Source organism: Thermoanaerobaculia bacterium, from assembly GCA_035717485.1.
Lineage (GTDB): Bacteria > Acidobacteriota > Thermoanaerobaculia > UBA5066 > DATFVB01 > DATFVB01.
In genome coordinates this window covers 1-21,060 of the sequence record DASTIQ010000243.1, presented here as the reverse complement: position 1 = coordinate 21,060, position 21,060 = coordinate 1, and the positions used below count along the sequence as shown (strand labels likewise).

Sequence of the window (21,060 nt, the reverse complement as noted above, 5' to 3'; positions counted from 1 at the left end):
GCGAAGGGCGGACTATATCGGACGGCGAGCGAAGCGGGCAAGCTCCCGGGCCCGCCCGGGGACTACGTCTTCGGAGGCAGGACGCCGAGCGGGAGCGGCGCCTGGGCCGGCGTCTCCTCGGATTCGGCGATTTCCCGCAGACGCTCCGCGAACCGGGTGAGCTGTTTGGCGGTCTCCTCGTACTGTTTCTGGGCGTTCGAAAGGTGGCTGCCGACCTTCGCGAACGGCTCCTCGATCCGCTCGACGCTCCGCTTCAGCACGGCGAGCTCCGCGACGACGGCGTGCGCCCGCTTCTGGATCTCGAGCCCGCGCAGCCCCTGCGCGACCGTGAAGAGGTAGGCGTAGAGGAGCGTGGGAGACACCGGAATGACGTGCCTCTCGATCGCGTACTCGGCGACGTTGCCGTCTTCGCCGTCCGCGACGATCTCGGCGTAGAGCGCCTCGGCGGGGAGGTACATGAGCGCGAATTCCAGGGTGCCCTCTCCGGCCCGGATGTATTTCCGCGCGATGTCCTCCGCCTGCTTCTTCGTCGCCGCACGGAGCTGCCGCAGGAGGCGCTTGCGCTCCGCGTCGTCGCCGCAGTCGAGCGCGCGGCGGTAGCTCTCGTACGGAAACTTGCTGTCGATCGGAACGAAGCGCTCCCCCACGCGAACGGCGGCGTCGACGATCTCTCCGTCGGCGAACCGTTTCTGCATTTCCCACGATCCCGGAGGAAGGACCTGCCGCAGGGACTCCTCGAGGAACGACTCGCCCAGGAGACCCCGGATCTTCGGGGGCTTCAGCAGGTCCTCCAGGCGCGTGACGTCGCCGGCGAGCTTCTCGATCTTCTGCGATGCCTCGAACACCCGCCCGAGGTTTTCGCCGACGGCGTGCAGGAGCTTCGCCGACTCCGCGCTCTGTTTCTGCATCGTTCCGATGTTCTGGCCCAGCGCGTCCTGGCTGGCCCGGATCCGTTCGTCGATCGTCCGTTCGAACGAGACGAGCCGCTTTTCGAGCGCCTCGGAGAGCGCGTGGACGGTTTTTCCGGACTCCGCCGCGAGCGCCCTCGACGCGGCCGTCTCGGCGGTCAGCGCCGTCAGCATCCGCCGCTGTTCGACCGAGTCCTGCTGCTCGCGCGCCGCGCGCCGGCCGGAGAGATACAGCGCGATCGCGGCGATCGCGACGAGGACGACCAGCGCGGCGAGCGCGGCAGAAGGTAGCCCGGCGAGCGCGGCGGACGGCGGCCCGGCGAGCGCGGCGGACGGGGACGCGGCGAGCGCGACCGTCGACGGCACCCGCCTACCGTCTTCCCGAGATCAGATGGATGAACGCCACGAAGAGCGCGGCGCCGATGATCGACCACACGATCGGAAAGGGATGGCCGTCGATCGAGATCGCGAGGATCTCCGGCAGGCGGACCTTGTGCGCGATCCAGGTGCCGAGCAGCGCGCCGATGAACCCGACCGCGACCGAGACGAGGCATCCTCCGCGCGTTCCGCCCGCGATCGCGCGCCCGATCGCGCCGCAGACCGCGGCGACCAGCAGAAGAACGAGGAACCCGGTGATCGAGAACGTCATGGCGTCGCCTCCGCAATTCTGCCAAAATCATAGCGCGTGCTCCGAAAACGCCCGAGGAGATCGCGATGAACCCCGAATCGTCGGACAAGGAGATCGATTACCTCGTGTGCAAGGAGTGCCAGACCCCCTGCTACGTCTTCGAGACGGAAGGCGGCCGCGTGCTCGAGGCGCAGTGCCCCGTTTGCGGCAACGAAGACGCGATGCGCTTCGCGATCGGCGAGATCGAGGAAGAATGAGCGATCCGAACGTCTACGACGATCCGCTGACCGGGCGCTACGCGTCGGCCGAGATGTCGCGGATCTTCTCCCCCGCTTCCAAGTTCGGCGCGTGGCGGCGGCTCTGGATCTGGCTCGCCGAGGAGGAGAAAAAACTCGGGCTCCCGGTCACGGACGAAGCAATCGCGCAGATGCACCGGCATGTGGAGACGATCGACTTCGAGGCGGCCGCGAAATTCGAGCGCGAGACGCGCCACGACGTGATGGCGCACGTGAAGACCTACGGTCTCGCGGCGCCCGCCGCGGCCGGGATCATCCACTGGGGCGCGACGTCCGCGTACGTTTCCGACAACGGCGATCTCCTCCAGATGCGCGAGGCGCTGGCTCTCCTCGAGCGGCGGATCGCCTCGTTCCTCCGCCGGCTGGGCGACTTCGCGAAGGAGCACCGCTCTCTCGCCTGCCTCGCGTACACGCATTTCCAGACGGCGCAGCCCACGACCGTCGGCAAGCGCGCGTGCCTGTGGGCGCAGGATTTCCTCTGGGACCTGCAGGAGGTCCGGCGCGTGCGCGAGAACCTGCGGTTCCTCGGAGCGAAAGGAGCGACCGGGACGCAGGCTTCGTTCCTCGCCCTCTTCGACGGCGACGGCGAGAAGGTCGAGAAGCTCGATAGCGCCGTCACGGAACGCGCCGGTTTCGCGAAACGGCAGACCGTCTCCGGCCAGACCTACTCGCGCAAGCAGGACGCCTTCGTGCTCGCCGCGCTCTCCGGTTTCGCGCAATCCGCCCACAAGTGCGCCACGGACCTCCGGCTCCTGCAGCACGAGGGGGAAATCGCGGAGCCGTTCGGAAAGGCGCAGATCGGCTCCTCCGCGATGCCGTACAAGCGCAACCCGATGCGCGCCGAGCGCGTCTGCGCGATCGCGCGGCACGTCATCGCCCTCTCGCTCGATCCGGCCTTCACGGCGGCCACCCAGTGGCTCGAACGCACGCTCGACGATTCGGCGAACAAACGGCTGTCGATCCCCCCGGCGTTCCTCTGCGCCGACGCGATCGCCCTCATCCTCGACGAGATCTTCGACGGGATCGAGGTGCGGGAACACGTCATTGGCGAGCACCTCGATGCGGAACTCCCCTTTCTCGCGATGGAAAACGTGCTGATGGAAGCCGTCAAGCGCGGGCGTGACCGTCAGGCCGTGCACGAGACATTGAGATTGCTGGCCATGTCGTGGCGTGAGGCGAAGGAAAGAACGGGCCGGACGGACCTCAGCGGCTGGCTGCAGCCGACGGCCGATGAGACGGGTCTCACGCTCGCCGAAGTCGACGCCGCCGCCCGACGCAACCTCACGGGCCGCGCCGCGGAGCAGGTCGACGGGTTCCTCGAAGAGCTGGACGCGGCGCTCAAGGGCGTCGAGGCCGCCGCACCCGAGGGGCTCCGGGTCTGAAGCGGAGCTCCGCCTCTCCCGCTCCGTCCGTTCTCCTTCTCGCCGCGCTGGCCATCTTCGCCGGCGCGTGCGGCCGAAAACCCTCGCCGTCGACGGCCCCCCGCGCCCGCCCGGCTCCCCCGCCGCCGGCCGCGGCCGGAGCGACCGAAGAGGGCGTCGCGTCGTGGTACGGCGGCAACGACGGCTTCGAAGGCAAACCGACCGCTTCCGGCGAGATCTTCGACGGCCGGAAGATGACCGCCGCCCACCGCACGCTGCCGCTCGGGACGTGGGTCGACGTCGAGAACGTCCGGACCGGGCAGACCGCGCGGGTGCGGATCAACGACCGCGGACCGTTCGCGAAGGGAAGGATCCTCGACCTCTCGAGAGTCGCCGCCGAAAAGCTCGGGGTCGTCGGCCCCGGAACGGCGCGGGTCCGCGTGACCGTCGTGGAGGCCGGCCCGCCGGTGCCCGACGTCTCGGCGACCGGCTGGTGGAGCGTGCAGATCGGCTCGTTCGCCTCGGCGTGGAGGGCGGAGACGCTGGCCGGAAAGGCCCGCGCCGCGGGGCACCGCGTCGTCACCGAGCCTTTCGACGGCCTGACCCGGGTGAAGGTCGGGCCGCTTCCGTCGAAGGCGGACGCGCAGGCCGAGCTCTCGCGCCTCGAAAGCGAAGGGTACGAGGGCATCCTGGTTCCGGCTCCGGCGCCTTAGCCGGCTCGCGCGAAATCGTGTATTAGGCCGGGCCGGCCCCCTTAACCCGCTCGCCGCGCGGCGGTCGGTGGATCGGGCCGTTCGCGATCCGAGCTCCGCGAGCGTGGCGAAACCGGCGTGCTGGCTGCGATTTTGCAGGAATTCCGCCCGATGAGCGGAATGGCGACCAGTCACGGCCACGGATATCCGCGGCCCCAGATGAGTCGCGGCCGCTGGATCTCGCTCGACGGCCCCTGGGATTTCGCGATCGACGCCGAAAACCGCTGGAGGACTCCTCGCCCGGTGACCTGGGAGCGGCGGATCACGGTGCCTTTCTCCCCTGAAACGCCCGCCAGCGGAATCGGCGACACCGGCCTGTATCGCGCCGTCTGGTACCGCCGCCGCGTCGCGGCGCCGCCGCTCGCCGAGGACGAACGGCTCCTCCTCCATTTCGGCGCCGTCGATCACATCGCCTCCGTCTTCTGGAACGGCACGATGGTCGGCAGACACGTCGGGGGCTACACGCCCTTCACGATCGACCTCACCCACCTCCTCGCGGGAGACGGCGAGCACGAGCTCGTCGTCCGCGCGGAAGACGACCCGGCCGACCTCGCCAAGCCCCGGGGGAAGCAGGACTGGAAGCTCGAGCCGCACGGCATCTGGTATCCGCGGACGACCGGAATCTGGCAGACCGTCTGGATGGAGGTCGTCCCGCCCCGCTTCTTCGAATTTCTCCGCTGGACGCCGAACGTCGAGCGGTGGGAGATCGGCGTCGAAACGGCGATCCGCGGCGGCCCGAGCGACGATCTGACGGTCGCCTATCGCCTCCACGCGCGCGGCGAGCTGCTCGCCGAGGACACGTGCCGCGTCGTCGCCGGAGAGGTCCACCGGCGGATCGTGCTCTCCGACCCGGGAATCGACGATTACCGCAACGAGCTCCTCTGGAGCCCGGCGCGCCCGACCCTGATCGATGCGGAGATCGAGCTGAGGGACCCCTCGGGCCGCGTCCTCGATCGGCTCGAGAGCTACACCGCGATCCGAGCGATCGGCACGCAGGGCGACCGCTTCATGCTGAACGGCCGGCCGTTTCCGCTTCGGATGGTGCTCGACCAGGGATACTGGCCCGAGACCGGCCTGACCGCCCCCGACGACGAGGCGCTCCGCCGGGACGTGCTGCTCGTCAAGCACATGGGCTTCAACGGCGTGCGCAAGCATCAGAAGGTCGAGGATCCCCGCTACCTCTACTGGGCGGACCGGCTGGGAATCCTCGTCTGGGAGGAGATGCCGAGCGCGTACCGATTCACGCGCGACTCGGTCGAACGGCTGACCCGGGAGTGGCTCGACGTGCTCAACCGGGACGTCAGCCATCCGTGCATCGTGGCGTGGGTTCCCTTCAACGAATCGTGGGGAGTTCCGAACCTTCCCGAGAATCCCGCGGAGCGCGACTACGTGCAGGCGCTCTATCACCTGACGAAGACGATCGATCCGACCCGCCCGGTCATCGGCAACGACGGATGGGAGAGTGTCGCGACCGACATCCTCGGGGTCCACGATTACGACACGGATCCCGACCGGCTCGCGCGCCGATACCAGACCGAAGAGGTGCTCCCGAGTCTGCTGCGGCGGGAGAGGCCCGGCGGGCGGCTCCTCGTGCTGAAGGAGCACGCGCGCCAGCCGCTGATGCTCTCGGAATTCGGCGGGATCACGATCGATCTCGGCGCCGTCCACCACTGGGGTTATCGACGCGTGCCGACGGCCGAAGCGTTCGAACAGCTCTATCGCCGCCTCCTCGCCGCGGTGCGGGGCCTCGACGTGCTCGCGGGCTTCTGTTACACGCAGTTCGCCGACACGTATCAGGAGACCAACGGCCTCCTCTACGCGGACCGCACCCCGAAGATTCCGTTTGAGTCGATCGCCGAAGCGACCGGGATCGTTCCGGAAGCGAAGGACACGGGAGCGTCGACTCCCGACGCCACCCGGCTCAAGGCGCGAATGGCGCTCCCCGGCGGCTCGCCGGACGAGCCCGCGGAGAGCGAAGAGATCCCGTCCGCCGCGCTTCCGCCGGCGGGCTCGTCGGTGTAGCGTCGCGCCGTGGCGATCGAATCCCCCCTCGCGCAGCGCATGGAGAAGAGGGTCCTCCGAAAACCCGACGGGCGCGACCTGATCCTCTACTCCCGGCGGCCGATCCCGGAGGGGATCGTCGCGACCAGCCCGGAATCCGCGCCATCCCGGCCCAACCCGCACCTGCGCTGGCACCCGCTCCGCGGGGAATGGGTCGCCTATGCCCAGTACCGGCAAGACCGGACGTTCATGCCGAAGGAGGGCAACCCGCTCGCGCCGACGGCCGATCCGCGGAAACCGACCGAGCTTCCCGCCGGCGACTACGACATCGCCGTCTTCCAGAACCTCTTTCCGACGCTCGCCGAGACCGCCCACGATCCGCCGCTCCTGCCGATCCCGACGCGGCCCGCGCGCGGCGTGTGCGAGGTCGTCGTCTTCACGCGCGATCCCCGGACCACGCTCGGGTCGCTTCCCCTCGATCAGATCGAGCTCCTCCTCGAAGTCTGGGCGGACCGCTGGCGCGAGCTCGGAGCGCTCGACGACGTCGAATACGTGTTTCCTTTCGAGAACCGCGGAGCCGAGGTCGGGGTCACCCTGCCGCATCCGCACGGCCAGATCTACGCGTATCCGTTCGTGCCGCCGATCCCCGCGCGCGAGCTCGCGCTCCAGGCGGCGTTCCTCGCCGAGAACGGGCGCGGGCTGCTCCAGACGATCGTCGAGGAAGAGCTCGGACGCGGAGGCCGGCACGTGGTGTACGAGGGGGCGCACGTGGTCGCGTTCGTCCCCGTCTTCGCGCGCTACTCGTACGAGGTCTGGATCGCGACCCGTCGGGCGGCGCCCTCGCTCGCCGACCTCGACGCCGCCGAGCGCGCCGATTTCGCCCGCGCGCTGAAGACGATCCTCCTGAAGTACGACGGCCTGTGGAACCGCCCCTTCCCGTACATCGCCTCCTTCCATCAGGCGCCGACCGACGGCCGCCCGCATCCCGAGGCCCACGTGCACCTCGAGTTCTATCCCGCCTACCGGCGGAGCGACCGGCTGAAATACCTCGCGGGAAGCGAGATGGGCGCCGGCGTCTTCACCGCCGACACGCTCCCCGAGGAGAAGGCGGAGGAGCTCCGGCGCGTCCTGGCCGATGTCGGCTGACCTCTCCTTTTCCGATCTCTTCGGGCGCGTGCCCGAGTGCCGCGCCGAGGCGCCGGGCCGGGTGAACCTGATGGGCGACCACACCGACTACAACGCCGGATTCGTGTTTCCGGCCGCGATTCCGCAGCGCACCGAAGTCGAGCTCGCCCGGTCGGCCGGAAAACGGGTTCGGGCCTGGAGCCGCGAGATCGGCTCCGGGGTCGAGGAATTCGCGCTCGGCGCCGAGAAGCGCGGCCGGGGCTGGCTCGACTACGTCCAGGCGGTGACGTTCGTCGCCGCCGCCGAGCCCCTCCCGATCGGCGGCTTCGAAGTGCGGATCACGTCGTCGATCCCTCCGGGCAGCGGGCTCTCCTCGAGCGCGGCGCTCTCCGTCTCGCTCCTTCGCGCCCTGCGCGACGCCTTCGCCCTCCCGCTCGGCGACCGCGAGCTGGCGATCCTCGCCCGCCGGGCGGAGAACGAGTTCATCGGCGCGCCCGTGGGCATGATGGATCCGATGGCCGTGACGTTCGCGACCCCGGATCGCGCGATGTTCCTCGACACCCGCGACCTCGAATTCGAGCTCGTTCCTCTTCCGCGCGCCGCCGAGCTCGCCGTCGTGCACTCGGGCGTTGCCCACCGCAACGAGACCGGCGGCTACAAGACCCGCCGGGCCGAATGCACGCTGGCCGCGGCGCGGCTCGGCGTCGAGACTCTTCGCGAGCTCGGGCCGGAAGACCTGCCCCGGATCGACCTCCTCGAGCCGCCGCTCAACCGGCGGGCCCGCCACGTCGTGACCGAGAACGAGCGCGTCCTCGAGACCGTCGCCGCGTTCCGCGACGAGCGGATCGACGATGCGGGCCGGGCGTTCTTCGAATCCCACCGGTCGCTCGCCGAGGACTTCGAAGTCTCGACGCCGGAGATCGACGCGATGATCGACCTCGCGCGCTCGGAGCCGGGAATCCTCGGGGCGAGGATCACGGGCGGCGGCTTCGGCGGCGCCGTCGTGATGCTCGCCCGGCGGGGAGAGGCGGCGCGCGCGTCGCGGGCGATCGCCGCGAAATACGACGGGCTGACGCGAAAGCGGGCCGCGGTCCTGGTTCCGGCGACCTGACGCGCCGCGGCGTCACGGCATCCCGCGCGAATCCTCGCGCTTCTCGTTCGGAGCGGCCAGCGTCCTTCCCCTCCAGATCACCTGCCGGCGGACGACCCTCCGGTACCACGACCGCATCGCGATCCCGGTCCAGACGCCGATCATCAGGGGATGGAAGAGCGCGCTCCAGACCGGCGTTCGCGTCACGCGCGCCACCGCGACGCGGCCGAGAAGGGTCGCCGCGATCGCCGCCGCCGCGAACGCCTTCGCGAGGGAGCTCGCCGGCAAGGCGAGAACCAGCCACGGGGCGGCGGCCAGGACGAACATCGCGAGCGGAAGGATCAGCGCCGGAACCGGCGGACCGAGATACGCCACGTTTTTCGAGAACCCGTCGAACGCCTCCCGGAATCCGCGATACATCCGCACGCGCACGTCGTCGTACGCCGGAAATGCCCGGGTCCGCTTCCCGGCGCGCTTCATCGAGATCGCCAGGCCGAGATCGTCGATGACCGCGTCCCGGATCGCCGCATGGCCGCCCGAAGCCTCGTAGCCGCGCCTCTCGACGAGATTTCCGCTGCCGCTCCCCCCGGCGAACGCCTTCACCCGGTCGATCTGCGTGACGAATCCCGGGCCGAGATAGAGGAGCGCGTAGATGTTCGGCATGACGACGCCCTCCCAGAAGCCGCGCGTCTCGAGGCGCGGCAGCAGACAGAGGAGCGCGAGGCTCCGCCGGAGCGCGGCCGCCACGGCGCGGCGAATCGCGTCGCGTCCGTAGACGACGTCCGCGTCGGCGAAGAGCAGCCACTCCCCCGACGCGGCTCCCGCGCCTTCGTGGAGGGCGTGGGGCTTTCCGAGCCAGCCGGGCGGCGGCTCGACGCCGGTAACGACGCGGAAGCGGGCGTCCCGTTCCGCGAATCGGCGGGCGATCTCGCCCGTACGGTCGGTCGACCGGTCGTCGACGACGATCACTTCCAGGCGCGGATACGAGCTCTCCGCGTGGGCCTCGAGAGTGCGCGCGAGGTCGCGCTCCTCGTCCCGGGCGGGGATGACGACCGAGACGCTCGGCCACTCGAGCGGGGGGGCGGCCTCGCCGAGCGGCCGAAAGACGAGGACGTTCACGCCGAGGAGGAGGAGCGAAATCAGGGCCGCCGCCGCGGCGGCGCCCGCCAGGGCCGTCATCGAACGATGTCGGCGAGCGCGCTCGTGCCTTCCGGACCGGGGGGAATCCCGAACCATTCCTCGAGCGTCGCCGCGAGATCGGCGAACGTCGTTCGCGTGCCGAGCTCCGCGCCGGAGCGGACGGCCGGCCCGGCGACGAGGAACGGGACCTCCTCGCGCGTGTGGTCGGTCGAGGCGTCCGAAGGATCGCATCCGTGGTCGGCCGTCAGGAACAGGAGATCGCCGGGCCGGAGCGCCTCGCGGAGCGCCGGGATCGCGCGGTCGAGCGCGCGGAGGTTTCCCGCGAAACCCGCCGGGTCGCTCCGGTGGCCGTACTTGCTGTCGAAGTCGACGAGATTCGCGAAGATGAAATCGTCTTCCCCCGCCTCCATCCGGCCCGCGGTGCGAACGACGCCGTCCGCGTCCGACGCCGAGTACGCGAATCCCGAAAGCCCCCTGCCGGCGAAGAGATCTACGATCTTCCCGACGCCGTACGTGCGGAGACCCGCGGCCACCGCGCGATCGAGGAAGGTGGGGGCGGGAGGCGCCGCGGAGAAGTCGCGCCGGCTCGCGGTGCGGACGAAGGCGCCCGGCTCGCCGGCGAAGGGCCGCGCGATCACCCGCCCGACGCCGTGCGGGGGGACGAGGTGCCGCCGGGCCACGGCGCACATCTCCCAGAGCTCCCCGGGCGGGATGACCGACTCGTGCGCCGCGATCTGGAAGACCGAGTCTCCGGACGTGTAGAGGATCGGCCGCTTCGTCGCGAGATGCTCCGGCCCGAGCTCGCGAATGATCTCCGTCCCCGACGCCGGGACGTTGCCCAGGAACCGGACGCCGATCTCCCGCTCGATCGGATCGAGCACGTCGCTCGGGAATCCCTCCGGATAGAGCGGGAACGGCTCCCGCGTCGCGAGGCCCATCATCTCCCAGTGGCCGGTGGTCGAATCCTTCCCGGCCGAGACTTCGCGCATCCGGCCCCACGCCGAGTCCGGCGCATCTCCGCCGCGCCTCCCGGATCGGAGGAGACCCATGGCCGTCAGCGCCGGCAGCTCCACCCGCGACGCGTCCAGAACGTGCCCGAGCGTGTCGCTTCCCTCGTCCCCGTACCGGCCGGCGTCGGGAGCGGCGCCGACCCCGAGGCCGTCGCAGACGAGCACGACCGCGCGGCGGCGGCGCGAGACGCTAGGCACGGGACTCGCCGGGAGTCACACCGCCGCGGCGGAGCTTCGAGTCCCGCTTCGGGTGCGTTGAATTTCGAATCCGTTCCGGATGTCGAAATTCGGATGTCGGGATTGCCGTGTTACTGCAGCTGCCCGATGCGGCTCTGGGCGTCGGACGCATAGGCCGAATCGGGGTATTCGCTGACGAGCCGCTGGTAGGTCGCCCGCGCGTCGACGGGCGAGCCCGAGCGTTCGTACAGCGCACCCAGCTCGGCGAGCAGCGCGTCTTTCGGCACGGCCGTCGAGGAGGTTTCGATCGCGCGCTTGACCGCCGCGATCGCCTCGGTCGTCTTCCCCGAGTCGCTCATCGTGCGATAGGAATCGAGCTCCGCGGCGGCGGCGACGGCGTTCTTCCCGCTCCGGGCGAAACGGTCGAAGGCGCCCGTGTCCTTCGAGCCGCCTTGCGCGGCGAGGATGACGGCGGCGGCCCGGCCGGACTTCGTCGCTCCGAAGTCGGCGGCCGCGGTGAGCTCGCGGTTCGCGTCCGCGCTGCGCTCCGCGGCGGTGGCGTACGTCTTCGCGGCCGTGCCCGCGGAAGGATCGGACGCGAGCGGCGCCGAGAGGGCGGTCAGCGCCCGGGAGAGGTGGTCCGCGGCCTGCGTCTCGCGATGCGCGCGGAAGGCGACGAAAGCCCCGATCAACGCCGCCAGCGCGACGGCGATCCCGACGGTTTCGACGCTGCCCTTCCGGTGGACGGAGACGAACTGGAGCCCCTTCCCCACGGTCTCCATGACCTCGTCCCGCTTCAAGTCCTCTCGCCGCAGCTTTTTCGCCATTTCTTCCCTTTCCCCCGCCGGAAGGGCGAACGGTACCGGAACGGGGAGCGCGGGTCAACCTTTCCGGGACTCCGGCCTCCGGGGAGGTACACTGTCGGAATGACGGCCCCTCTCCCGGTGGCGCTCACGATCGCGGGCGTCGATCCGGGCGGAGGCGCGGGAATCGTCGCCGATCTGATGACTTTCGCGGCGCACCGGGTGTTCGGCACCGTCGCCGTCGCCGCGATCACCGTCCAGAACACGCGAGGGATCACCCGGACCCAGGCGGTCGCGGCCGCCCTGCTCTCCGAACAGATCGCCGCGATCCTCTCCGACGCCGCGCCTCGCGCCGTCAAGGTCGGGATGCTCGGGAACGCCGCGAACGTCTCCGCGACCGCGCGCGCCCTGCGGAAGGGAAAGGCGAAGAACGTCGTGCTCGACCCCATCGTCCACGCGACGTCGGGCGCGCGGTTGCTCTCCCCCCTCGCGCTCGCGGCGATGAAACGGGAGCTCTTCCCGATCGCCGCGCTCGTGACTCCCAACCTTCCGGAGGCGGCGGCGATCGCGGGTTTTGCGATCCGCGACGAGGGAGATCTCCGCCTCGCGGCCGGCGTGCTCGCGGACCTCGGCGCGCAGGCGGTCCTGATCAAGGGCGGGCACGCGGAAGGGCGCGAAATCCGGGACCTCTTCTTCGACGGACGGAAGTTCATCGATTTCCGGAACTTCCGGATCGATACCGAGGCAACGCACGGCACGGGCTGCACTCTCTCCTCGGCGATCGCGGCCAACCTCGCCCGCGGCGCGCCGATGGCCGATGCGGTTCGCGATGGAATCGAGTATCTCCGGAGGGCGCTGGGGCGGGGATTGTTTCCGGGAAAGGGAAAGGGCACTCCCGGACATTTCTAGCCGCGGAGGCGGCTTCGCGGACCGAATCCGCGTCGCGATGGGACGAGAGCCGTCAACCCGGGGAGACCGTCATCGCTTCACCGCAACGGCGGTTCGCCATTCGTCCTCGGATTCGACGGACTCGAGCTCGAGCCCAGCCGCGTCGATCCCGCGCCGGGCGTCTCCTTCCCGCTCGTCGAGGATCCCCGAGAGCACGACGCGGCCTCCGGGCGGGAGGAGGGCCGCCATCGACGGCACGAGGGGCGACGACTCCTCCCAGATCATGTTGGCGAGCACGACGTCGAACCTGCCCGCGAGCGCCGCGAGCTCGCCCGCGTAGAGCCGCACGCGCCGCGCGCCGTTGCGCTCGAGATTGCGGCGCGCCTCGAACACCGCGTCGGCGTCGAGATCGAAGGCGACGGCCGCCGACGCGCCGCGCCGCTCGGCGGCGATCGCGAGGATCGCGCTGCCGCACCCGACGTCGAGCACGCGCCGGCCCGCGAGGTCCGCCCCGTCGAGCCAGAGAAGGATCCCCCGCGTCGACGCGTGCAACCCGGTGCCGAACGCGCCGTGCGCCGGAATCCAGAGATCGTCCGCACCGCCGGCGAAGGACCCGTCCGGTTCACCGCGCGGATCGATCCGGAACCGCCCCGCCGGAAACGGCGAGAGCGATGCCCGATGGGCGGCGAACGGATCCGGCGATTCGACGTCTTCTTCGAGCCGCGCCGGGACGCCTTCGGCGGCGAGCGCGGCCAGGGCGCGCGCCGCCGAGTCCTTTGCGGCGAAGGCCGCGACGAAGACGGGAGGCGGCGGCTCTTCGCGCTCCCATCCCCCCAGCGCGCCCTCCCGGTAGAGCGCGCCCCACGCCCGTTCGGCGTCTTCGGGCGCGAGAAGGAGACGGGAGTAGCGGGGGCCGGTCAGAATCGCGCGATCTTGTTCGTGCCGGTGGAAACGATCCAGAAGTCCCGGCCGTCGCTGCAGGACCCGAAAATGCCCGGGAGGCCCGTGGCGACGTGGCCGATCGGGGCGAGACTCGTGGCCTGGAAGAGAGAGACGGAACTATCCCCGCTGTTCGTCACCAGAATCCTCTGCCCGTCGAATGCCGCCGCAGCGGGCTGATTGAGCCCGTTTCCGGTCAGGGTGGCGACGACCAGGCCGTCGGAAACACGCACCACGCTCACGGAGTTGTCGAAGTTCGGAGCCCAGATGTTCGTCCCGTCGAAGACGATCTGTCCGGGGCTCTGGCCGACCGTCACGGTCTTCAGGATGGCTCCCGCAGAGTCGAGCTCGAGAAGCGCATGGTTGACGCCGGCATCCGAGACCCAGACGTGCTGGCCGTCGAAAATCGCCGAACGGGGAGCGCTGCCACCGCCGGTCGACACCGTCCCGACGCTCCAGGTGCCCACTCCGGTGGGTGTGATCTTCGAGACCGAGCCGGATTCGTTCGCGGTCCAGATGCTCTGCCCATCGAACGTCAGGCCGTTCGGAACGTCCCCCAGGGAGCTCGAGACGGTCGTCACCGCGGTGGGAGCGGCGCTCGGATCGATCATGAAGAGCGCGCCCGGGCTGCCCGATCCCGAGATGAACACCTTTCCCATCGCCACGACAACCCCGTAAGCCCCCGTCGCTCCGGTCCAGGGCCCCGTCACCTTACCGTCGCTCGTGTGAACGCTGTACACGGAAGCAGAGAAGGGAACCCACACGTTCTCGCCGTCGCTCTGGGCCAGGATTCCCCCTCCGGAGCCCACGGTCACCGTCCCCAGGCCGTTGGCGTATTCGGGCGTCGTCGTCCAGAACTGCTGGAGCGCCGCCCGCCGGCTTCCCCGCGACAGGCTCTTGTCGAGTGTGCGGGTCACGAAGGCCGCCATCTGTTCGCGCGGAACGTTCTGGGTCGGCGAATAGGCCGTCGCGCTCGTGCCGTTGGTCAAACCCGTGTAGTACGCCTCGGCGATCTGGGCGCAGAAGGACGTCGTCCCGAGATCGGTGAAAGGCAGGCCGAACGCGGAACAGTCCGCGAGAACACGCAGGCCGAAGCCGCCGAACATGACCGCGCAGCACAACACGGCGAAGAACTTAGAGATGTCCCGGAAAAAGCGCATGAACCCTCTTTTCTGAAATGGTGTCGATCATACAGCCAACGGCGTGGCGAGCGCCGGCGCGACCTCTCCCGGCGTCGGTCAGGCGGCGATCATGCATGCATCGGAATCGCCTTCGTTCCTGTCTCGTCGAAGACAGCGATGCGATTCGTGGCGGAGCGCCCCGCGCGTCGACACTTCGGGACGGGACCGAAAGCCCCGTTCCGGACACGCGCCCGGACGCTCGCTCGGCGCTGGCGTCAGCCGGAGACGAGGGACGCCGGCCGACCCTCCCCCGCGATCGCTCGACTCTCAGTAACGGACGAGCTGATTCGCGAGCGGCAGGGTGAGCCAGAAGTTCAGCCCGTCGCTCGCCGCCGCGAAACCGAGCGCGGCCCCCGTCGGGAAGCTCCCGATCGGCTCGAGCGACGTCGCCTGGAAGAGCGACACGGTCGAGTTGCTGTTGGCCACGAGGATGCGCTGTCCGTCGAACGCGATCGCGCCCGGGCCGGAGAGCCCGTTTCCCGTCAGGATCCGCACGACGGACCCGGTCGAGGCGCGGACGACGTAGACCGAGTAGACCGAGTCCTTCGATGTCGGTACCCAGAGGTTCGTGCCGTCGAACACGATCCCGCCCGTCGAGGTGCCGAGCCCGCCGAGGTCCACGTTCTGAACGGTCGTCGATCCGTCGGTGCTCAGCTTCTTCAGCGTCCCGTCGCCGCGATCGGGAGTCCACATGTTCGCGCCGTCCCAGACGATTCCGCTCGGAATGCTGGGCGGCTGGGAGGGATCGGGGCTGCTCCCCTGGAAATTCACGTACGACCACGGCGTCGATGCTCCCGGGGTGAAGATGTCGATTCCGGCTTCGTCGGCCGCGCTCCAGATCTTCGAACCGTCGAATGCCAGCGCGAGCGCCATGTGCGCGGCAGCGAGCTGCGTCGGCGCCGTCGTGTGGTCGTGCGTCGGATCGATCGAGTAGAGGGTCCCGTCCGCGCTCACGAACACCTTCCCCATGACCGCGAGGACCGCGCAGTCGCCGACCCCTGCTCCCGTCGTCCACGTATCGAGGACCGCTCCGTCGGAGCCGCGCACGCGGGTGACGGTGCCGTCGTTGGCCCCGACCCAGACGTCCGTGCCGTCGGGCGCGATGCTTTCCGGGGTCGTGCCGACCGCCGTCACGCCGAAGTTGATGTCGAAGTGCGGCGTGAGCGTCCAGAACCGCTGGAGGGCGGCCCGGTGGCTCCCGCGCGAGAGGCTCTTGTCGAGCGTCCTCGTCACGAACGCCGCCATCTGCTCGCGCGGGACGTTCTGCGTCGGCGAGTACGTCGTGGCGCTCGTGCCGTTGCTCAAACCCGTGTAGTACGCCTCGGCGATCTGGGCGCAGAAGCTCGTCGTTCCGAGATCGGTGAACGGAAGGCCGAAGCTCGAACAATCCGCCACCACGCGAACGGCGAAGCCTGCGAACACGACCAGGCAGGAAATCCCGGCGAGAACCGTACCGGCTTTGCGGGCGCGCATATTTTCCTCCCCTTTTGGCGGAAAACTATACGCGAACCCGGCCGTGTCCGCCACGGCGACGGGCCGCCCGCCCCCGGGCGCTCCGGAAGAACCGAAAGCGACTTCCGGGACGTCAGCTCTCGAAGATCTTCTTCACCTTCGCGAAGCTGCTCTTCTTCGGCGCCGGCGCGCCGACGAGGCGGGCGTAGCTTTCGAGGAGCTCGCGCTCCTCCTTCGAGGGCGACTTCGGCACCTTGACGGCGAGGCGGACGATCTGGTCTCCGCGACCGGAGGCGCCGAGGCGCGCGACCCCCTTCCGGCGCAGGCGGATCTCGGCCTGGGAGGACGTTCCCGGAGCGATCGTGATCTTCTCCTCCCCGTCGAGCGTCGGAACCTCGATCTCCGCTCCGAGGACGAAGACCGGATACGGCAGCTCGAGGTCGAGGATCACGTCGTCGCGCTCGCGGCGGAAGAGATCGTGCTCCGCCACGTCGAGGACGACGTACAGGTCCCCGGCGACGCCGCCGCGGGGGGCGGCGTTGCCCTCGCTCGCGAGCCGCAGGCGCGTTCCGGTCTCGACGCCGCCGGGGATCCGCACGGTGAGGCTCCTCTCGGCGGGGCGGCGCCCCTCCCCGCGGCAGGACGGGCACGGCTTCTCGATCCGCGTTCCCTCGCCGCGGCAGGCCGGACACGTCCGCGCCATCGTGAAGAAGCCCTGGGAAAAGCGAACCTGGCCGCGTCCGCGGCAGGTCGCGCACGTCGTGGGGCGGGTCCCCTTCTCGGCGCCGGACCCGCCGCACTCCTCGCAGCGCTCGTACCGCTCGACCGTGACCGACTGCTCGGTGCCGAAGGCGGCCTGCTCGAAGGTGATCTCGAGGCGCGCGACGAGGTCCTCGCCCGGCGGGGATGCCGATCGCCCGAATCCGCCGCCGAAGAACTGCCCGAACAGGTCGGCGAAATCGCCGAACGCCGAGGGATCGAATCCGCCGGCGCCCCCGCGCAGTCCCTCGTGGCCGAACCGGTCGTAGCGCTGGCGCTTCTCGGCGTCCGAGAGGACGGCGTACGCCTCCGATGCCTCCTTGAACCTCTCGGCGGCCTCCGGGTCGCCCGGGTTCTTGTCCGGGTGGAACTGGATCGCGAGCTTCCGGTACGCGGACTTGAGCTCCGCCGCGCCGGCGTCGCGGCCGACGCCGAGGATCTCGTAGTAGTCGCGCTTCATGCGGCGGGCGGCGAGGGGTTGCGCTTCAGCATCGCCTGGGTGAGGACCTTCGAGATTCCCTGCATGTCGGCGAGCGCGTTCTGGATGTCCTTCTCGATCTCGGACACGCACGCCTGGTGCGCGCGCTTGAACGTCTCCTGCACCCTCTCCCGCTCGTCGGCCGAGAGGAGCTTCCCGAATTCGCCGAAGACCCTCTCGTTGGACGCGACGAGGCCCTCGAGCCGCGTTCGCGTGCGCCGCAGCTCGCGCCGCTGCTCGTCCGCGGCCGTGTTTTCCTCGGCCTCCCGGATCAGCTTCTCGATCTCGCGCGCGGAAAGGCCGCCGGCCGGCGTGATCTGGATCCCCTGCGCCTTGCCCGTCGCCTGGTCGCGCGCGGAGACGCTCACGATCCCGTTCGAGTCGATCGCGAACGTCACCTCGATCTGCGGCACGCCGCGCGGCGCGGCCGGGATGCCGATCAGGTCGAAGCGCCCGAGAGACTTGTTGTCCCGGGCGAGGCCGCGCTCCCCCTGGAGCACGTGGATCTCGACGGCGGACTGATTGTCGACGACGGTCGTGAAGATCTTCGAGTTCTTCGTCGGAATCGTCGCGTTCCGCTCGATCAGCTTCTCGAAGATCCCGCCGTGCGTCTCGATGCCGAGGGAGAGCGGCGTGACGTCGAGGAGGACCACGTCCTTGATCTCTCCACGGAGGACGCTTCCCTGGATGGCCGCGCCGACGGCGACGACCTCGTCGGGATTGATGTCGCGCGACGGCTCCTTCCCGAAGATCTCCTTGACCATCTGCTGGACTTTCGGGGTGCGGGTCTGCCCCCCCACCAGGATCACGGTGTCGATCTCCTGGGGGCGGAGCCCGGCCGCCTGCAGCGCGTCCCGGCACGGCCCCGCCGTGCGCTCGATGAGATCCGCGACGAGCGTCTCGAAGACGCCCCGCGTGAGCACGCGGTTGATGTGTTTCGGCCCGGTCGCGTCGGCCGAGATGAAGGGAAGGGTGATCGTCGCCTCGGTCGCCGTCGAGAGCTCGCACTTGGCCTTTTCCGCGGCCTCCTTGAGGCGCTGGAGCGCCATCCGGTCCTGGCGAAGGTCGATGCCGGTCGATTTCTGGAAGTCCTCGAGGAGCCAGTCCATGATCCGTTTGTCGAAGTCTTCGCCGCCGAGGTACGTGTCGCCCGACGTCGACTTCACCTCGTAGATTCCGTCGCCGAGCTGGAGGATCGAGATGTCGAACGTCCCTCCGCCGAGGTCGTAGACGGCGACCGTCTCGCTCCCCCGCCGGTTCGCGCCGTAGGCGAGCGCCGCCGCCGTCGGCTCGTTGATGATGCGCTGGACTTCCAGACCGGCGAGCCGGCCGGCGTCTCTCGTGGCCTGCCGCTGCGCGTCGTCGAAGTACGCCGGGACCGTGATGATCGCCTCGGTGATCTCCTCGCCGAGCGCGTCCTCCGCGAACTCCCGGATTTCCTTCAGCACGAAAGCGCTGATCTCCTCGGGGCTGTAGTCCCGGCCCCGGACGCGGATCTTGACGTCCCCGTTGGGGGCTTCGGTGATCTCGTAGGGGAGGATCTCCCGGGCGCGGGCGACCTCTTCGGAGCGGAATTTCCGGCCGATGAGCCTCTTCGTCGCGAAGATCGTGTTCACCGGATTCGTGATCGCCTGCCGTTTCGCGATCTGGCCGACGAGCCGTTCGCCGTCTTCCGTCAGGCCGACGACCGAAGGTGTCGTACGGGCGCCCTCGCGGTTGGCCAGGACGACCGGCTGGGAGACCTCGAGGACGGCGGCGCAGGAGTTCGTCGTGCCGAGGTCGATGCCGATGATCTTTCCCAAGCGCCGCTATCCCTTCTCTTCGTGCGGGGGGATCGCGACCTTGACGAACGCCGGCCGGAGCAGGCGGTCGTTGAGGTAATACCCCTTCTGGAGGACCGCGACGATCGTGTTCGGCTCGACGCCCGCGGTCTCCTCGCGCGCGACCGCCTCGTGCACGTTCGGATCGAACGCTCCCGTGGTCGGCACCTCGGTCAGGCCCCGCTTCTTCAGCGCGTCGGAGAACTGGCGGTAGATCAGCTCGATCCCCTGGCGGTACTCGTCGTCGGCGGCCGCCGGCGCGTGCCCGAGCGCCCGCTCGAAGTTGTCGAGGACGGGGAGGAGATCGCGGAAGAAATCGCCGAGGGCGAACCGGAAGTAGTCCGACTTCTCCCGCTCCGTCCGCTTCTTGAAGTTCTCGAATTCCGCGAGCTTCCGCAGCTCGCGATCGCGGAGCTCCGCGATTTCCCGGCGCGCGTCGGCGAGTTCCGTGCCGGAGCCGGCCGCGGGATCGGCGGCGCGGCGCGCCTCGGCCTCCTCCTCCGCGAGGATCTCCTCGAGGGTTTCGGAAGGCGCTTCCACCATCACGACGTCCTCCTCGCCCGGGTCCTCGGGAGGTTCGTCGTCACGCCGGTCGACCATGGGAAACATCCCCTCCTTCCGCCGGCTCGTCCAGCTTTTCGGACAGAGCCTTGCCGAGGAATTCTACCAGCGGCACGATCCGCGGATAGGACATCCGGAGGGACCCGATGATGCCGAGGACGCCGGGAGCGCGGTTTTCCGACCCGTACCGGGTGACGACGGCGGAAAGAGGCTTCCCGGCCGTCAGATGGCTCTCCGAGCCCATCACGATGCGCGGCCCTTCTCCCTCGAGGCACTGGTCGAGGAGCTCGACGAGGTTCGCCTTCTCCTCGAACGCGCGGTAGACCTTCTTCAGGTTCTCCGGCTCGGCGAACTCCGGCCGCTCGAGGAGTCGCCGCGTCCCTTCCGTATAGATGTCCGCGGGACCGGCCGGGGAGATCGCCCGGCGCGCGAGGTCGAGCGTCTCGAAGAGGGCATGATCGAAACGGGACCGCTCCTCCTGCATCGCGAGCGTCACGCGGTTCCGGATCGCGACGAGGGTCGCGCCGCCGAACTCCGCGGTGAGATACGTCCCCGCCCGCTCGAGCGCCGCCGCGTCGAGCCGTCCGCCGGTCTCGATCAGCCGGGTGAACACGAGGTCCCCGTCCCCGACCTGGATCGCGAGCGCTCTCTCCCGCCCGATCGGGACGAAGCGGATCTCGCGCACGACCGATCGCCGCGCGTCCGGCGCGATCACCACGCCCACCTCTCCGGAGAGCTTCGAGAGGAGCCGCGAGACGGCCGGGAACAGGACGTTCGGATCGTGTCCGGCGTCGGACAGATCGACCGAAACGAGCTCCCGCTGGCTCGCCGTGAGCTCCTTCGGCTTCATCAGCGTCCGGACGTATTGCCGATAGGCCTTCTCGGTCGGCACGCGTCCCGCCGACGTGTGGGGCTGCTGGAGGTACCCGGAGTCGGTCAGGTCCGCCATCAGGTTGCGGAGCGTCGCCGACGACGCGTGGAACTTCCGCCGCTTCGCGAGCGACCGCGACGACACGGGCCGGCCCGTCTCCGCGTGGATGCGGATGATCTCCTTCAGGACCTCGCGGGCCCTCTCGTCCAGCGGCTCGTTCGTGTCGCGCGTGGCCAAATCCCTGCTCCGATCGGTATTCAATGCAAGAATAACCCGGATGCCGCGTTCCGCCCCGACGAAACGCTCCCCCGCTCCCCGTGTCGCGATCCGCGGACGAGGGCGGGCCGGGCGCGCCCTCGCGCGGGCCTTGTCGGCCGCGGGAGTCCCGGTCCGCTGGGTGCCCCGCCGCCCGCGGCCGGCGACGTACGACGTTCTCGTTCTCGCCGTTCCCGACGACGCGATCGCCCGCGAATCGGTGCGCCTCCTTCGATCCGGGGTGCGTGCCGGCTGCGCGATGCATCTTTCCGGCGCGCTGGCGGCCGACGCGCTCCGCGAATGGAGGAAAACCGGCGCGGTCGTCGTTTCCTTCCATCCCCTCCGGTCCTTCGCGGGAAGGTCCGGAGAGACGGCGGCCGGGGCGGACGTCGCGATCGAGGGAGACGCGTCCGGCGTCGCCCTCGCCGGACGGCTCGCCCGCCGGATCGGCGCGCGCCCGTGGCGCATCGCCCCCGAGGCGAAGCCGCTCTCCCACGCCGCCGCCGCGGCGGCCGCGGGGGGGACGGCGACGCTCGCCGCGCTCGCCGCCGAAGCGGCGCGAGCG

General features: G+C 69.9%; 20 protein-coding genes. 8 read left to right on the top strand and 12 right to left on the bottom strand.

Annotation, left to right across the window (positions count from 1 at the left end; translation table 11 throughout):
* Nucleotides 1–62: 62 nt before the first annotated feature.
* Both VFS34_13030 and VFS34_13025 read right to left on the bottom strand, forming a co-directional pair.
* Entirely contained in the window at nt 63–1,274 is a 1,212-nt protein-coding gene (locus tag VFS34_13030) for a DNA recombination protein RmuC (GenBank protein ID HET9795372.1), read from the bottom strand.
* Nucleotides 1,275–1,278: 4 nt separating this feature from the next.
* Nucleotides 1,279–1,557 (bottom strand): hypothetical protein, encoded by a 279-nt coding sequence (locus VFS34_13025; GenBank protein ID HET9795371.1) that lies wholly within the window; start codon nt 1,555–1,557, stop codon nt 1,279–1,281.
* Between the two features lie 65 nt (nt 1,558–1,622).
* On the opposite strand from VFS34_13025, the gene VFS34_13020 reads away from it, so the two are divergent.
* The 6 genes from VFS34_13020 to galK all read left to right on the top strand — a co-directional run bounded on the left by VFS34_13020 (nt 1,623) and on the right by galK (nt 8,182).
* Nucleotides 1,623–1,793, top strand: a complete 171-nt coding sequence (locus tag VFS34_13020; GenBank protein ID HET9795370.1) for a hypothetical protein — start codon at nt 1,623–1,625, stop codon at nt 1,791–1,793.
* A complete protein-coding gene (gene purB / locus VFS34_13015; protein ID HET9795369.1) occupies nt 1,790–3,214 on the top strand; it encodes an adenylosuccinate lyase in 1,425 nt (474 codons plus the stop codon). The genes VFS34_13020 and purB overlap by 4 nt, the downstream gene beginning before the upstream one ends.
* Complete coding sequence (locus tag VFS34_13010) at nt 3,211–3,906, top strand: septal ring lytic transglycosylase RlpA family protein (protein ID HET9795368.1); 696 nt, start codon at nt 3,211–3,213, stop codon at nt 3,904–3,906. Before purB ends, VFS34_13010 begins: the two co-directional genes overlap by 4 nt.
* Nucleotides 3,907–4,056: 150 nt before the next feature.
* A complete protein-coding gene (locus VFS34_13005) occupies nt 4,057–5,967 on the top strand; it encodes a glycoside hydrolase family 2 TIM barrel-domain containing protein (protein HET9795367.1) in 1,911 nt (636 codons plus the stop codon).
* A gap of 39 nt (nt 5,968–6,006) precedes the next feature.
* On the top strand, nt 6,007–7,092 hold the full coding sequence (galT, locus tag VFS34_13000) for a galactose-1-phosphate uridylyltransferase (GenBank protein HET9795366.1): 1,086 nt from the start codon (nt 6,007–6,009) through the stop codon (nt 7,090–7,092).
* On the top strand, nt 7,082–8,182 hold the full coding sequence (gene galK, locus VFS34_12995; GenBank protein HET9795365.1) for a galactokinase: 1,101 nt from the start codon (nt 7,082–7,084) through the stop codon (nt 8,180–8,182). The genes galT and galK overlap by 11 nt, the downstream gene beginning before the upstream one ends.
* 12 nt (nt 8,183–8,194) lie before the next feature.
* Here the strand turns inward: galK and VFS34_12990 are convergent, their stop codons facing one another.
* From VFS34_12990 to VFS34_12980, 3 genes are all read right to left on the bottom strand, one after another.
* The gene (locus VFS34_12990) at nt 8,195–9,340 is read right to left on the bottom strand and encodes a glycosyltransferase family 2 protein (protein HET9795364.1); all 1,146 of its coding nucleotides are present in this window, start codon (nt 9,338–9,340) and stop codon (nt 8,195–8,197) included.
* Complete coding sequence (locus VFS34_12985) at nt 9,337–10,509, bottom strand: phosphopentomutase (protein ID HET9795363.1); 1,173 nt, start codon at nt 10,507–10,509, stop codon at nt 9,337–9,339. The genes VFS34_12990 and VFS34_12985 overlap by 4 nt, the downstream gene beginning before the upstream one ends.
* Before the next feature lie 110 nt (nt 10,510–10,619).
* Complete coding sequence (locus VFS34_12980) at nt 10,620–11,315, bottom strand: hypothetical protein (GenBank protein HET9795362.1); 696 nt, start codon at nt 11,313–11,315, stop codon at nt 10,620–10,622.
* Between the two features lie 99 nt (nt 11,316–11,414).
* On the opposite strand from VFS34_12980, the gene thiD reads away from it, so the two are divergent.
* Nucleotides 11,415–12,200, top strand: a complete 786-nt coding sequence (gene thiD, locus VFS34_12975) for a bifunctional hydroxymethylpyrimidine kinase/phosphomethylpyrimidine kinase (GenBank protein ID HET9795361.1) — start codon at nt 11,415–11,417, stop codon at nt 12,198–12,200.
* Nucleotides 12,201–12,269: 69 nt separating this feature from the next.
* On the opposite strand, the gene VFS34_12970 is transcribed toward thiD, so the two are convergent.
* The 7 genes from VFS34_12970 to hrcA all read right to left on the bottom strand — a co-directional run bounded on the left by VFS34_12970 (nt 12,270) and on the right by hrcA (nt 20,477).
* The gene (locus tag VFS34_12970) at nt 12,270–12,731 is read right to left on the bottom strand and encodes a 50S ribosomal protein L11 methyltransferase (GenBank protein HET9795360.1); all 462 of its coding nucleotides are present in this window, start codon (nt 12,729–12,731) and stop codon (nt 12,270–12,272) included.
* Between the two features lie 365 nt (nt 12,732–13,096).
* A complete protein-coding gene (locus VFS34_12965; protein HET9795359.1) occupies nt 13,097–14,278 on the bottom strand; it encodes an S-layer homology domain-containing protein in 1,182 nt (393 codons plus the stop codon).
* 288 nt (nt 14,279–14,566) lie between these two features.
* Nucleotides 14,567–15,772 (bottom strand): S-layer homology domain-containing protein, encoded by a 1,206-nt coding sequence (locus VFS34_12960; protein ID HET9795358.1) that lies wholly within the window; start codon nt 15,770–15,772, stop codon nt 14,567–14,569.
* Nucleotides 15,773–15,884: 112 nt separating this feature from the next.
* The gene (dnaJ, locus tag VFS34_12955; GenBank protein HET9795357.1) at nt 15,885–16,970 is read right to left on the bottom strand and encodes a molecular chaperone DnaJ; all 1,086 of its coding nucleotides are present in this window, start codon (nt 16,968–16,970) and stop codon (nt 15,885–15,887) included.
* Complete coding sequence (gene dnaK / locus VFS34_12950; GenBank protein HET9795356.1) at nt 16,967–18,790, bottom strand: molecular chaperone DnaK; 1,824 nt, start codon at nt 18,788–18,790, stop codon at nt 16,967–16,969. Before dnaK ends, dnaJ begins: the two co-directional genes overlap by 4 nt.
* A gap of 6 nt (nt 18,791–18,796) precedes the next feature.
* The gene (grpE, locus tag VFS34_12945; GenBank protein HET9795355.1) at nt 18,797–19,408 is read right to left on the bottom strand and encodes a nucleotide exchange factor GrpE; all 612 of its coding nucleotides are present in this window, start codon (nt 19,406–19,408) and stop codon (nt 18,797–18,799) included.
* Nucleotides 19,392–20,477, bottom strand: a complete 1,086-nt coding sequence (gene hrcA, locus VFS34_12940; protein HET9795354.1) for a heat-inducible transcriptional repressor HrcA — start codon at nt 20,475–20,477, stop codon at nt 19,392–19,394. The genes grpE and hrcA overlap by 17 nt, the downstream gene beginning before the upstream one ends.
* Nucleotides 20,478–20,517: 40 nt before the next feature.
* Here hrcA and VFS34_12935 point away from each other — a divergent pair.
* Nucleotides 20,518–21,060 (top strand): DUF2520 domain-containing protein (locus VFS34_12935; GenBank protein HET9795353.1); only part of this gene is annotated, 543 nt, incomplete at its 3' end.